This is a genomic window from Caenispirillum bisanense, assembly GCF_900230255.1.
Lineage (GTDB): Bacteria > Pseudomonadota > Alphaproteobacteria > Rhodospirillales > Rhodospirillaceae > Caenispirillum > Caenispirillum bisanense_A.
On the sequence record NZ_OCNJ01000001.1, the window covers coordinates 134266 to 147983 of the forward strand.

The following is a 13718-nucleotide window of genomic DNA, read 5'->3' on the forward strand; positions in this document are numbered from 1 at the left end:
CCTCCGGCGGGACGGGAAACGGGTCCGGCCGGTTTAGCGCATGACCGCGCGCGAGTCACCATCGCCGTCTCAGCCGAGCCCCACCGCCTTCAGCGCCTTCCTGGTCAGGGACTGCTTGAGGTCCCAGTAGCCGGCCCACGGATGGGCCTTCAGGCGCTTCAGGCGGGCCGGTAGCGTCTCCACCGTCCAGCGCGCGCCCGAGGGCAGGCGCGCCAGTTCGTCCCATGCGATGGGCGCGGCCACCGGTGCGCCCTCGCGCGAGCGGGTCGAATAGGGCGCGATGGCGGTGGAGCCGTGGCCGTTGCGCAGGTAATCGACGTAGATGCGCCCGGTGCGCTTGGCCTTGGTCATGACGGCGACGTACGTATCCGGATCATCGGCCGCCATCTGCCGCGCCAGCTTCTGCGAGAAGCCCTTCACCTCCGCCCAGTCGTTGCGCCGCTGCAGCAGCGGCACCACCACGTGCAGGCCCTTGCCGCCGGTGGTCTTCACCAGACTGTCGAGGCCGAGGTCGGCGAGGCGCTGCTTCACCTCGCGCGCCGCCTCCTTCACCCGGTCGAAGGGCACCGCCGGGTCGGGATCGAGGTCGAGGATCATGACGTCGGGGTGCGCCAGGTCGTCGGCCCGCGCCCCCCAGGGGTGGATCTCCATGACGCCCGACTGCGCCAGCCCGATGAGCCCGGCGGCGTCGGTGACCATGACGTGTGCCTTGCGCTTGCCCTTCTCCTCCACCGGCACGGAGGCCACCGACTTGGCGAGCCCCATGCCCGGGTGGCGCTGGAAGAAGCAGCTGTCGCCGCGCCCTTCCGGGCAGCGCACCAGGCCGAGCGGGCGGTTCGCCACGAAGGGCAGCATGCGGTCGGCCACCAGGTCCATGTACTCGGCCAGTTGCCCCTTGGTCAGCCCCTGGCTCGGGTAGACGACGCGCTCCGGGCTGGTGATGCGCACGCCGCGGTATTCCGGCGGATTGGTCTTGGCTTTCGCCATCTTCGCCTTGGGAGGCGGCGGCGGATCGGCGGGATCGTCCACCGGCGGCGTCTCCGTCGTTTCCGCGAAGCCGACGTCGGGCGGTGTCTCGGCGGGGGATTCCAGCACCACCTCGCGCGGGTCCTTGTCCTCGCGCAGGCCCTTGAAGGCGGCGTGGCGCAGGATGCCCTCGCGCGTCCAGGCGGCGTATTCGATCTCGGCCACCAGCTCCGGCGTCACCCAGCGGATGCCGCGTTCGCTGGCAGCGCCACCGGTGACGAAGGGGCTGGTCTTGCGCTGTGCCTTGTCCAGCCGGGCGCGGAGTTTCTTCGCCACCGCTTCGGTATAGCCGGTGCCCACCTTGCCGGCGTAGGTGAGCGCGCCGTGGGCATCGTAGTAGCCCACCGCCAGGGCGCCGAGGCCGGGGCCGCCCGTGGTCGGCGCGGTGAAGCCGCCGACCACGAACTCCTGCCGCTCGATGCACTTCGATTTCACCCAGTCCCGGCCGCGACCGGACCGATAGGGCGCGTCGCGGCGCTTGGACACCACGCCCTCCAGGCTCATGGAGCAGGCCTTCTCCCACACCCGCGGGCCGGCGCCGTCGATGTGGTCGGAGTAGCGGAGCAGCGCGTCCTCGGGCAGGTCGGCGTCTTCCAGCAGGCTGCGCAGCCGCTCCTTGCGCTCCACCAGGGGGCGGTCGCGCAAGTCCTCGCCGTCGAGGAACACGCAGTCGAACAGCTGGAACACGATGGCGTCGGTGCGCGCCTCGCCGATGGCCTCCTGCAGCAGGCCGAAGTCGCTGGCGCCGGCGTCGTCGAGCACGACGATCTCGCCGTCCACCATCAGGCCGTCGGCCGGCAGCGCCGCGAGCGCCTCGGCCAGGGCCTTGAAGCGGGTCGTCCAGTCCTTGCCGGTGCGGGTGAGCAGGCTCGCCTTGCCGCCGTGCAGGCGACCGATCATGCGGTAGCCGTCGAACTTGATCTCGTGCAGCCAGGCACCGCCGGCGGGCGCGCGGGCCTCGCGGGTGGCCAACTGCGGGGCGACGAAGGGCGGCGGGGCGTCGGACGCGGCGGCCTTGCGGCGGGCCGTCTTGGGCTTCGGCGGCGGCGGCGGCGCCTCCCCTTCCTCGGCGGCGATGACGTCCATGGGGCGGTCGGTGACGGCGCTGGTCATGTGCTGCGTCACCAGCCAGTCCCCGTCGCCGGGGCGGGCGTGGTCGTCCTTCTTCTTGAGGAGCAGCCAGTTGTCCTTGCCCTTGTCGGCGGCGCGCCGGCCGCCCATGCGCACCAGCGCCCAGCGGCCGTTCATGCGCTGGCCGTGCAGCAGGACGTCGAGCTTGCCCTTCTCCACCTGCGCCACCGGGTCGTCGCCCTCCAGCAGCTCCCAGGTGCCGCCGTCCCACAGCATGACGGTGCCGCCGCCGTACTGGCCCTTGGGGATGGTGCCCTCGAACCCGGCATAGTCCAAGGGGTGGTCTTCGGTGTGGACGGCGAGGCGTTTGTCGGCTGGGTCCAGCGACGGCCCCTTGGTGACCGCCCACGACGCCAGCACGCCGTTCATCTCCAGCCGGAAATCCCAGTGCAGGCGGGTGGCGGCGTGCTTCTGCACCACGAAGATCGGCGGATCGCCCTTCTTCCGCCGTTTCGCCTTGCCGGCCGGCGGCTCGCGGGTCTTGGAGAAGTCGCGCTTGGCGACGTAGGCCGCGAGCGCGTCGGCGGCGCGCACCGCGGGCTTGGTCTCGTCGTCGGAGGAGCCGTTGCGCGGCATGGCCCCGCCCCCGTCAGCCCGTCTTGCGGCGACTGCCGCCGCTGCTGCCGCCGCTGGCGGTCTTTCTCTTGGGCGCCGGCTTGGGTGGTTCGTCCTCGGCGATGGACTTCTTGAGCGCGTCCATGAGGTTGATGACCTTGCCCTTGGGCTTGGCCTTGCCCTTCTCCACCGGCCCGGCGTGGCGCTGCATGCGCTCCTCGATCAGTTCGCGCAGGGCCTCCTGGTAGTGGTCGGTGAAGGTCTCCGGCTCGAACGCGCCGGCGCGGCTCTCGATGAGTTGCTGGGCCATCTTCACCTGGTCCTTGTCGGGCTTCACGTCCTTGACGTCGTCGAAGTACTCCTCGGCCTCGCGCAGCTCGTCGGCATAGCGCAGGGTTTCGAGCAGCAGGCCCTTGCCGCAGGGGCGGATGGCGACGATGTGCTCCTTGCCCGACAGCACGATCTGGCCGAGCGCCATCTTCTTGGCGCCGCGCAGGGCGTCGCGGATGGTGACGTAGGCCTCGTTGGCGATGTCGCCGTCGGGCGTCACGAAGTAGGGCTTGTCGTAGTAGATGGCGTCGACGTCGGATGCGTCGACGAAGTGCGACAGGTCGATGGTGTGCTTGGAGTCGACCTTCAACTGGTCGATGTCGTCCTTCTCGATGGGCACGAAGGACCCGTCGGCATCGGCCCCCATGACCACCTCGTCGCTGTCGATGGGGCCGTGGTCGGGCACGGTGAGCTGGTTGCGCACCCGCTCGCCGGTGTCGCGGTGATAGCGGTGCAGGCTGATCTTGGACGTGCCGGTGACGGCGGCGTAGAGCCGCACCGGGAACGACACCAGGGCCAGCCGGATATGACCTTTCCAGTAGGGACGAGCCGCCATGGGGGATGCGCCTCCGAGCGCCGCGACAGGATCGACGACTCGCAAAACGCGATGGAGGCGGCCGGCGTTCGGGCGGGACGCGCGGTCCCGCCGCGCCGTCAGTCGAACAGCTTGTCGATCTCGTCCTGGCTGATGCCCTTGTTTTCCAGGGCCGGGCCGTTGAGCAGGCGCTTTTCCTCGTCCTGCGGCACCGCGTCTTCGGGGATGATGTTGGCGAAGGTGTCGCGGCCCCAGATCTCGATCATGCGCTCGACGCGCTCTTCCACGAACTTCAGCGTGTTCACCACCTTGGTGATGCGCTGGCCGGTGATGTCCTGGAAGTTGCAGGCTTCGAAGATGTTCAGGATGTGCTCGGAAATCTCCTCCGCCTGATGGCGGATGAAGCCGTCCTGCTCCTGTGCCTGGATACCCTGGGCCAGGGCGTCGATCTTTTCGGCGGCGTTGAGGATGGAGTCGGTGGCGCCCTCGGTGGAGCCGACCACGGCGTCCAGCTCGCTCGCCACCGCCAGCAGACGGTCGTGGTCCTTGTCGTTGGACCGCAGGGCGGCGATTTCCTTCTTGGTCTGCTGGATGCAGTTGGCGAGCGCGTGGATCTCCATCTTCAGGAGTTCCACTTCCTGGCGCTGCTTTTCCAGCGACGACATCTCGGCTGCCTCGCGGGCGCGCTCGGCTTCCTGCTTGGCCTGCTCGTGGGCCTCGTCGCCCAGGCGTTCGCGCACGAAGGTGTCGAGCGCCTTCAACTGCTCGCTGAGTTGCAGGAAGGCTTCGGCGTCCATGGCCGTGCCGGGGACCGCCGAGGCCGCGCCGGCGGGAGCGGCCGCACCGTCGGCCGGCGCCGCGCCGGCCTGCTGCATGCGCCGCAGTTCTGCCGTGAAGAGCTTCTTGCTCATGGTGTCACCTGCCCCTGGCCCGGGACGAACCATCGCTCCGGGTATCCGTCTTTCCCCGTCGGCCGTCGCGCACCCGCGCCGGCCGCCCTTGCGCCTCAGCGCGCGCCGGTGGCGCGGTCGAGGTCGTCGTCTTCTTCGCCGTCGAGGCCCTCGAGGTCGAGGTTCATGCAGGCGAGCAGTTCCTCGGGCGTCAGCGTCTGGCCCTGCACGAAGGGCGTGTACTTGCGGTCGACGCCGAGGATGTGGCCGGTCAGCCAGTTCTTGAGGAACTCCAGCACCTCGCCGTCCAGGCTGGCGTCGTCGCCGCCATGCCAGCGTTCCACGATGCCGCGCACCTGGGTGGTGAGCTTGGCGTGCTCGCGCTTGTGGGGCGCCAGTTCGGGGTAGGCGCCCTTTTCCATCAGCAGCTCTTCGCGGCCGAAGTGCGTCTCGGTGTACTCGAGCAGCACGTTCAGCACGCTGCCGACGGTGTCACGCCCGCCGCCTTCATTCATGGCGTCGTCGAGCTGGTTGATGAGGCTCACCAGCAGCTTGTGATCGGTGTCGATGAGGTCGACCCCGACGCTGTAGGAGTCCTGCCAGTTAATCAGCGCCATGCGGCGATCTCCCTCCCCACCGGCGATGCCGGCGGTATCGTCTCTGCGAATCCGGTCGGCGAAGCGTTCCCCGTGGCCGCGGAAGCGGTGTCCCGACACTCCGCAGCAGGCACCACGAATACACCACGGCGGTTCTTATGGGCAAGGCATTCGCTCCGCCGGAAGTATAAGAAGGATACGCTTTTTTGTCGCTATCGAATAAGACTGGGCGCACACTCGCACTGCCGGCCGGACGGGCCGCCGGTCGGCCGCGGGTGAACGGTCGGGTCTGAAACGAGGTCTATGGTGCAGGACGGCGATCCCCACGATGGCGCGGAAGGCGACGGAACGCCGCGCCTTCTGGACGTTCTGGATGCGCTGAACGAGGGCGTGGCCCTGTACGACCGGCACGACCGCCTTGTCGCCTGCAACGCCCGCTACCGCGATCTGTGCCCGCCCGTCGCCGACCTGCTGGTGCCCGGCATGGCGTTTACGACCTTCGTCGCGGCCCTGGCCGAGCGCCGGGCGGTGGTGGCCGTCGACGGCCGCCGCGACGACTGGCCGGCCCTCCGCCTCGCCCACCGCCGCACGCCGGGGCAGCCGTTCGAGGTGGAATTCGCCGACGGACGCTTCGCCCGCGTCAAGGAAACCCGCGCCGCCGACGGCTCCACCATCACCACCACGCTGGAAACCACCGACCTGCGCCGGTGGGAAATGCGCCTGCGCGAGAGCGAGGCCCGCACCCACACCGCCCGCGCCATGCTGGGCCAGGCGGTGGAAAGCATGACGGAAGGCTTCGTCATGTTCGATTCGGACGACCGCCTGGTGCTGTGCAACGGCCATTACATGAGCCTGTTCCCCGGCATGGAGGACATCCTGCGGCCGGGCGTGCCCTTCGAGACCCTGATCCGGGAGGCCGTCGGCCGCGGCCTCGTCGCCTCCGCCGTCGCCGACCCGGAAGGCTGGATCGCCGGCCGCCTCGCCGACCACGCCGCCCCCACCGCCCCGCGCGAGGTGGAATACGCCGACGGCCGCTGCCATCTGGTGCGCGAGGCCCGCATGCCCGACGGCGGCATCGTCGGTATCCAGTCGGACATTACCCTGCGCAAGCGGGCGGAGCGGGCGCTGGCGGTGTCGGAGGCGCGCTATCGCCAGTTGGTGGAAATGGCGCCCGACCTCATCTGCGTCGTCATCGACGGGCTGGTGCGCTTCATCAACCCGGCCGGCGCCCTGCTGCTGTCGCTGCCCGAGGACGACGTGGTCGGACGCCACTTCCTCGGATTCGTCCATCCCGAAAGCCGCGACCGCGCCATCGGCATGCTGGAGAGCGGCCTGACCGACGACGACTGGCTGCCGCTGCGCCTGCTCGGCCCCGAGGGCGAGACGGCCGAGGTGGAAGCCGCCGTCATGCCCTTCAGCGAGAGCGGGCAGCGCGGCGTCATGCTGGTGGCGCGCGACGTCACCGAGATCCGCCGGTCCAACGAGGCCGCCGCCGACCGCCAGCGGCTGCTCGAAGGCATCATGAACTCGGTGGTCGACGGCATCATCACCATCGACGACCGCGGCCGCATCGAAAGCTTCAACCCGGCGGCCGAGCGCATCTTCGGCTATGCCGCGGCCGAGGTGGTGGGGCGCAACGTGGCGCAGCTCATGGCCTCCGACCACGCCGACCGGCACGACGCCTACATGCGGAACTACGCCGCGACGGGGCGCAAGCGCATCATCGGCATCGGCCGCGAGGAACAGGGCCGGCGCAAGGACGGCACCGTGTTCCCCATCGACCTCGCGGTCACCGAACTGGACCTCGGCAGCCGGCGGCTGTTCACCGGCGTCGTGCGCGACATCACCGACCGCAAGGAGGCCGAAAAGGCGCTCCGCCTGTCGGAGGAACGCTACGCGCTCGCCATCGCCGGCTCCAACGAGGCCATCTGGGACTGGGACATGGAGAGCGACCGCCTGTTCTTCAGCCCCCACATGCGCGAGGTGCTGGGGGTCGACCCGGCGCTGGTGCGGCGGCCCTACGACTGGCGGGCGCTCATTCATCCCGACGACCGGCGCGGCTACGTCAAGGCCATGACCGAACACGTGCGCGGCGGCGGCGCCACCTTCAACATCGAATACCGCCTGGTCGGCACCGTCGACGGCCGCACCCGCTGGGTGCGCCACCGCGGCATGGCGCTGCGCCGGCCCGACGGCGAGCCCTACCGCATGGCCGGCTCCATCGGCGACGTCACCCATCGCCGCGCGGCGGAAGCCGAACTGTTGCGCACCAAGGAAGAGGCGGAACTGGCCAACCGCGCCAAGACCGAGTTCCTCGCCAACATGAGCCACGAGCTGCGCACGCCGCTCAACGCCATCATCGGTTTTTCCGAGGTCATCGCCCACGAGATCTTCGGCCGCGTCGAACCGGTGCAATACAAGGGCTACGCCGCCAACATCCTGGAAAGCGGCCGCCACCTGCTCGACGTCATCAACGACATCCTCGACGTCTCGCGCATCGAAGCCGGCGAGATGGCCCTGCACCCCGAGCCGGTGGACCTGCTGGCCGTCATCGACAGCGCCGTGCGCCTCATCGGCCAGCGCGCCACTGACGCCGGGCTGACGCTGCAGGTGGAGATGCCCGACACCCTGCCGCTGCTCATGGGCGAGGCGCGGCGGCTGAAGCAGATCCTCATCAACCTGCTCGCCAATGCGGTGAAGTTCACGCCGGAAGGCGGCCGCGTGACCCTGAAGGCCAAGCGCGATCCCGTCGGCGCCGGCCTCGTCGTCCGCATCGCCGACACCGGCATCGGCATGCGGCCCGAGGACATCCCCCGCGCCCTGACGCCCTTCCAGCAGGTGGACAGCAGCCTGCAGCGCAAGTACGAAGGCACCGGCCTCGGCCTGCCGCTCACCAAGGCCTTCGTGGAAATGCACGGCGGCAGCCTCGCCATCGCCTCGTCGCCGGGGGTGGGCACCATGGTGACGCTGCACTTCCCGCCGCGCTGCCTGGTGCTCGACGCCCCCCCGGCCACCCGCGCCGCCGCCGGCAGCGGCGCCTGAAGCGCCGTCAGCCGGCCTTGGCGCGGTCGCGCAGGTGGCTGCGGCACTGGCGTTCCAGGTCGTCCAGTTCCGCCAGCGTCAGGTCGATGTCGCGGCGGTGCGCCTGCAGGGCGTCGCGGCGCTCGCCGATCTTGGCCATCAGCAGTTCCAGCTGCCGGCTCTCGCCCATGTCGGTGTCGTAGAGATCGAGGATGTCCTTGATCTCCGACAGCGAGAAGCCGAGCCGCTTGCCGCGAAGGATCAGCATCAGCCGCACCCGGTCGCGCGCGGTGTAGATGCGCCGCTGGCCCTCGCGCATGGGTTCGATGAGGTTCTTGTCCTCGTAGAACCGGATGGCCCGCGCGGTCACGTCGAACTCGCGCGACAGGTCGCTGATGGAATAGGTGCGCTCGCTGGTCATGGGGTTAGTTTACGTGAACGTAAACGTAAAGCAAGTCGCGTCTGGGGTCACAACAGCCCCTCGCGCGTCACCCGCTCACCGTCGATGACGAGGCCCGCGATTACGCCCCGCCCGCTGCCGTCGATGGCCACGGCGACGGCGAGCCGGCCGCCCTCGCGCACCAGGTCTTCCAGGTCCCGCCCGCTGTTCTCGGGCACGAAGTAGCTCTCGATGCCGTACTCGACCGAGATGGTGCGGCAGCCTTCGGTGCCGCAGGCGGCGTCGAAATCGGTCCACACACCCCGCACCGTGCCACGCAGGAAGGGGGCGTCGCCGTCCGGCTTCTCGGTGGTCGCCGCCGCGGGGCGCCACAGGCCGCGGTGGTCGGGGCCGCGAAGCTCGACGTAGAGCGTGTCGCCGTCGGCCACCTCGGGCAGCGGCAGGGTGGCCGTCGACAGGCGCGAGGCGCGGTAGGTGAGGATCACGTAGTCACCGCGCAGCAGCGAGCGCGGGTCGACCGGCTCGGTCGCCAGCACCACCTCACGCCCATGCAGCAGCGGCCACTGGCGCAGGACCACCATGGCGACGAGCGCCGCCAGCATCACCCCCACCACCAGCGCGATGCGCGCGCCCAAGGGCAGCCTCATGACCGTTTCTCCAGCCGCAACGCTGAGACCACGAGGCCGGCGCCCACCACCGTGAAGAACACGAACAGCGACAGCAGCGACATGGTGCCGCCCATGTAGAGCGCCAGGATGTCGAGCCCGAAGGCCGTATAGGCGACGCGCCGCGTCAGCGGGCTGCCCTCCCGCCCGCCGAGCACGGCCAGCGTGATGACGATGCCGAGGAAGGCGACCACCAGACCCCACTCCACCAACCCGGCCGGCGCCCACAGCTCGAGGGCGAGGCGCAGCGGGGCCAGCAGCGCCACGGCCAGCGCCAGCCACAGGCGCAGCGGCGTGGGCCGCGCCCAGGCCCAGGCGGCGACCACCGCCGCCACGCCGAGGCCGCCGGAGGCCAGGGCGTAGACCGGCGCGCCGCCGCCGGTGTCGGGCGAGGTCACGACGGCCGCGGCCAGGATGCTGCCGATCAGGCCGAGGGCGTGCAGCAGGGCCCCGACCCGCGGCACCTTCTCGCCGCCCACCCACAGGGCGAGCGGCAGCACCGCCAGCAGGGCCGCCGCGTCGGACGGGTCGATGTCTTCCAGGCGGGCCAGCAGGGCGAGGCCGCTGAGGCCGTACCAGCCGGCGAAGACCACCACGCCGAAGGCGAGGCAGCGGTCCCAGCGGAAGCCCACCGCCGCCGCCATGGCCAGCGCCCACACCGGCAGGAAGGGCAGGTGCAGCCGCACGTCGTCGAAGAAGATCTCCTGCCAGCTCCACAGGCCGATGAGCGCGAAGGCGAGCGCCAGGGACGGCGCCGAGGGCACCAGCACCGCCGCCAGCAAGGCGCCTCCGGCCCACATCAGGACGCCGTTGGGGTAGTGGGCCTGGATCTGGTAGGTCTGGGCGACGAGGTGGATGTCCACCCCGAACAGGATGACGCCGAGCAGGATGAGCCCCTGCCCCGCCTGCGGCCGGCCGGCGCGGGCGAGCATCCACCAACCGCCGGCGAAGGCCGCGATCATGGACGCGAACAGCACCACGAGGCGCAGGGCACGCGGCATCTGCTCCCAATTGGCGGCGACGAAGGACACGGCGCCCGCCCCCACCAGCAGCACTCCGAGCAGCGCCAGCATGGCGGCGGTGCGGGCCTTGGACTGCTGCGGCCCGTGGGCGGCGGCGTCGGCCAGGATGACCTCGCGCTGGCCGGCGGCGACGTAGCCCGCCGCGACCCACCGGTCGAGATCCTCACCCAGGCGATCGAGGTACCGGCGTTGGAAGGGCATGATGGAGGAGGCCGTCAGAGAAGGAAGATGGTCGCCAACCCGAGGAAGGCGAGGAATCCTATCACATCCGTCACCGTGGTGAGAAACACCGCAGAGGCGACCGCCGGGTCGATTTTCAACCGCTCCAGGCCGAGCGGGATGGCGATGCCCGACAGGGCGGCGATGACCAGGTTGATGACCATGGCCATGGCGATGACGGCGCCGATCATGGGCTGGTCGAACCACGCCCAGGCGATGGCGCCGGTCAACACCGCGAAGGCGATGCCGTTGGCCGCGCCCACCGCCAGTTCCTTGCCGACCACGCGCATGGCATTGGACGCCGTCAGTTCCTTCATGGCGAGGCCGCGCACGGCGATGGTCAGCGTCTGGGTGCCGGCGTTGCCGCCCATGCTGGCGACGATGGGCATGAGCACGGCCAGCGCCACGATCTGCTCCAGGCTGCTCTCGAACAGGCCGATCACCAGCGACGCCAGGATCGCCGTGCCTAGGTTGACGAACAGCCAGGTGAAGCGGCTCTTGATGGTCTCCCACGTCGAGACGTAGATGGAGCTTTCCGACAGACCGGCGAGGCGCAGGATGTCGTCCTCCGCCTCCTCGTCGATGACGTCGACGATGTCGTCGATGGTGATGCGTCCGACCAGCCGGCCGGAGGCGTCGACTACCGGCGCCGACAACAGGTCCTTGCGGCGGAACAGGAAGGCGACGTCCTCCTGGTCCATGTCCACCTTCATGATGTCGAGTTCGGTCGACATGATGTCGCGCAGGCGCACCGGCCGCTTGGCGCGCAGCAGGCGGTTGAGCCGCACGATGCCGACCGGCCGGTGGCGCGGGTCGACCACGAAGAGGACGTAGAAGTCCTCCGGCAGCACGGCGTTGGAGCGCAGGTAGTCGATGGCCTCGCCGACCGTCCAATAGTCGGGCACGGCGGCCAGCTCGCGCTGCATGAGGCGGCCGGCGGTGTATTCGGGGTAGTTGAGGCCCTGCTCGACGATGGTGCGGGTTTCGAGCGGCAGGCGGGCGAGCACGTGGGCCTGCTCGGCCTCGTCCATGCGGTCGAGGATGTAGACGGCGTCGTCGGAATCCAGTTCCTCGATCAGCGCGGCGAAGTCGGCGAAGCCGTAGCGCTCGATGATCTCGTCGCGGATGTCGTCGGGCAGCTCGGGCAGGATTTCCGGGTTGAAGTCCGGCCGCAGCAGGTCGATGAGCCGCGAGCGATGGTCGCCGTGCAGGCTTTCGATGAGATCGGCGGTGTCGGCGTAATGCAGCGGCACGACGAGTTCGCGCACGATCTCGTCCCGCTCTTCCTCCAGGGCCTGATCGATCTCGGCGACGAAATCCGGATCCAGCCCGAAGATTTCCTCCGGCAGGCCGGTCTCTTCGCGAGGCAGGCTGCGAACCCGAGTTTCCGCCACGGACGTCCCCCAACTGTTGCGAGGTTCATGCCCCCGGGGCGCCTGCAGGGCGGGAGCCGGACCGCGCCTCGCGCCGTCCATCCCTCCCGTCGTGCACGCACTCCGGCACGCCGGTTCCGGTTAAAGCACTTCGGCGGCGGTTTTACCACCCCCCGAAACGCCGACCGGGGCCATCGCTTTCGCGAAGGCCCCGGTTGGGATGGTGCGGTCGAGAAGACTCGAACTTCCACGGCCTTTCGGCCACAGCGACCTCAACGCTGCGCGTCTACCAATTCCGCCACGACCGCATCTGGTAGACCCAGGCTCGGCTGCCGTCGACTTGCGTCTTTGGCCTCCTCGCCGTGTGGGAAGCGTGACTTACCAGACGGTTCCGGCTAAATCAAGGACATGTTTTCAGACAGGGACAAAAAAATGCCGAACCCCGAATGGCGCATCAGCGACGCCCCCGTCGACTACCCCGAGGCGCTGGCCGTCATGGAGGAGCGTGTGCGCGCCATCCGCGACGAGGCGGCGCCCGAACTGGTGTGGCTGCTCGAACATCCGCCGCTCTATACCGCCGGCACCAGCGCGACCGCATCGGACCTGCTGACCCCCGACCGCTTTCCCGTCTACCAGACCGGCCGCGGCGGCCAGTACACCTACCACGGCCCCGGCCAGCGGGTCGGCTACGTCATGCTCGACCTGAAGCAGCGCGGCGCCGACGTGCGCTGCTTCGTCCACGACCTGGAGGAATGGATCATCCGCACGCTGGCCCAGTTCACCGTCAAGGGCGAGCGGCGCGACGGCCGCGTCGGCATCTGGGTAGACCGCGGCCACGGGCGGGAGGACAAGATCGCCGCCATCGGCGTGCGGGTGCGGCGCTGGGTGACCTTCCATGGAATCGCGCTCAACGTGGAGCCGGACCTGTCCCATTTTCAGGGAATCGTGCCCTGCGGCATCCGCGATCACGGCGTCACGTCGCTGTGGGACCTCGGCATCACGGCCACCATGGACGAGGTCGACATGGCCCTGAAAGCGGCCTTCTCCGAGGTGTTCGAGGCCACCCGCGTGCGCGCCTGCGATACCTAAGACGGATTTGTCAGCAAGGCCCTCTTGCCAGCGAGCGCGGACCGGCCCATCTTGGGGCACGAAATTGCTTAGGGTCTACCGACCGACGCGGCACGTCCGACCGTGGTCGTCTCCCGAGTGACTTCCGGCCGTACGCAATCCGGCGTGCGGCAAAACAGCCAGAAGGGAGAACCGATCATGGCTACCGGTACCGTCAAGTGGTTCAATGGCACCAAGGGCTACGGCTTCATTCAGCCGGAAGAGGGCGGCGCGGACGTGTTCGTGCACATCTCGGCCGTCGAGCGTTCGGGCATGTCGACCCTGAATGAAGGCCAGCGCGTGTCCTACGAGCTGCAGAACGACCCGCGCAAGGGTAAGACCGCCGCGGTGAACCTGAAGGCCCTCTAAGGCGCCTTCGACGGCAAGGGCGGCTTCGGCCGCCCTTCGCTTTTTCAGCGATTCGCGTATCAATCTGCACGCCCGCCGGACGATGGCTTCCCGCCGTGTCCGGCCACAGGAGTTTGTGCCATGGCGAAAAAGAAATCGAAACAGCCCGAAGCCGAGTTCGTGCTGTTCGACGTCTTCTATGAAGACGGCTTCCGCACGTCCAACCGCCGCGTCCCGTCGGAGATCCTCGGCGGCCTCGACGGCGACGAGCCGGCCCGCGCGGTGATCGAGGAGCAGGACAAGGAAATCCAGCGCATGTCGGGCAAGTCCCGCGGCGCCATCAAGTCCATCGCCCGCTCGGGGAAATGACCGGCCGGCCGGGCGGCGGCCGGGCGTGACAACTTTCTCTGTCTTGCCAATACGGTGTCATGCCGGGCATCCACGGCTCCCCGGTCGGAAGCCGTGGCGGCCGCCGCCATGATCAAGTCCATCCATGACAA

Annotated in this window: 12 protein-coding genes and 1 tRNA gene; 4 read left to right on the plus strand and 9 right to left on the minus strand. The window is 69.4% G+C overall.

The features are described 5' to 3' along the window. Window positions 1–69: 69 nt before the first annotated feature. The 4 genes from ligD to CRP50_RS00690 form a co-directional block, all read right to left on the minus strand. A complete protein-coding gene (gene ligD / locus CRP50_RS00675) occupies window positions 70–2733 on the minus strand; it encodes a DNA ligase D (protein WP_097277056.1) in 2664 nt (887 codons plus the stop codon). 13 nt (window positions 2734–2746) lie between these two features. Next, a complete protein-coding gene (locus CRP50_RS00680; RefSeq protein WP_097277057.1) occupies window positions 2747–3598 on the minus strand; it encodes a Ku protein in 852 nt (283 codons plus the stop codon). A gap of 98 nt (window positions 3599–3696) precedes the next feature. Next, window positions 3697–4488: a protein phosphatase CheZ gene (locus tag CRP50_RS00685; RefSeq protein WP_097277058.1), complete on the minus strand. Its 792-nt coding sequence runs from the start codon at window positions 4486–4488 to the stop codon at window positions 3697–3699. A 95-nt stretch (window positions 4489–4583) separates the two neighbouring features. Then, window positions 4584–5084, minus strand: coding sequence for a bacteriohemerythrin (locus tag CRP50_RS00690; RefSeq protein ID WP_097277059.1), 501 nt, complete (start codon window positions 5082–5084; stop codon window positions 4584–4586). Window positions 5085–5366: 282 nt separating this feature from the next. Here CRP50_RS00690 and CRP50_RS00695 point away from each other — a divergent pair, with 282 nt between their 5' ends. Further along, complete coding sequence (locus tag CRP50_RS00695; RefSeq protein ID WP_097277060.1) at window positions 5367–8105, plus strand: PAS domain S-box protein; 2739 nt, start codon at window positions 5367–5369, stop codon at window positions 8103–8105. Between the two features lie 7 nt (window positions 8106–8112). Here the strand turns inward: CRP50_RS00695 and CRP50_RS00700 are convergent, their stop codons facing one another. The 5 genes from CRP50_RS00700 to CRP50_RS00720 form a co-directional block, all read right to left on the minus strand. Continuing rightward, window positions 8113–8505, minus strand: coding sequence for a MerR family transcriptional regulator (locus CRP50_RS00700; RefSeq protein WP_097277061.1), 393 nt, complete (start codon window positions 8503–8505; stop codon window positions 8113–8115). A 47-nt stretch (window positions 8506–8552) separates the two neighbouring features. Then, window positions 8553–9131 carry a GDYXXLXY domain-containing protein gene (locus CRP50_RS00705; RefSeq protein WP_097277062.1) on the minus strand — a complete coding sequence of 193 codons (579 nt, stop codon included), beginning with the start codon at window positions 9129–9131 and terminating at the stop codon, window positions 8553–8555. Beyond that, entirely contained in the window at window positions 9128–10372 is a 1245-nt protein-coding gene (locus CRP50_RS00710) for a DUF2157 domain-containing protein (protein ID WP_097277063.1), read from the minus strand. The genes CRP50_RS00705 and CRP50_RS00710 overlap by 4 nt, the downstream gene beginning before the upstream one ends. Before the next feature lie 14 nt (window positions 10373–10386). Beyond that, entirely contained in the window at window positions 10387–11784 is a 1398-nt protein-coding gene (gene mgtE, locus CRP50_RS00715; protein ID WP_245913321.1) for a magnesium transporter, read from the minus strand. A gap of 200 nt (window positions 11785–11984) precedes the next feature. Beyond that, window positions 11985–12071 (minus strand) — tRNA-Leu (locus CRP50_RS00720). Window positions 12072–12195: 124 nt separating this feature from the next. Here CRP50_RS00720 and lipB point away from each other — a divergent pair. The 3 genes from lipB to CRP50_RS00735 all read left to right on the plus strand — a co-directional run bounded on the left by lipB (window position 12196) and on the right by CRP50_RS00735 (window position 13587). Then, window positions 12196–12852 (plus strand): lipoyl(octanoyl) transferase LipB, encoded by a 657-nt coding sequence (lipB, locus tag CRP50_RS00725; protein ID WP_097277065.1) that lies wholly within the window; start codon window positions 12196–12198, stop codon window positions 12850–12852. Window positions 12853–13029: 177 nt separating this feature from the next. Further along, entirely contained in the window at window positions 13030–13239 is a 210-nt protein-coding gene (locus tag CRP50_RS00730; RefSeq protein WP_097277066.1) for a cold-shock protein, read from the plus strand. Window positions 13240–13359: 120 nt separating this feature from the next. After that, entirely contained in the window at window positions 13360–13587 is a 228-nt protein-coding gene (locus CRP50_RS00735) for a hypothetical protein (RefSeq protein WP_097277067.1), read from the plus strand. Window positions 13588–13718 lie beyond the last annotated feature (131 nt).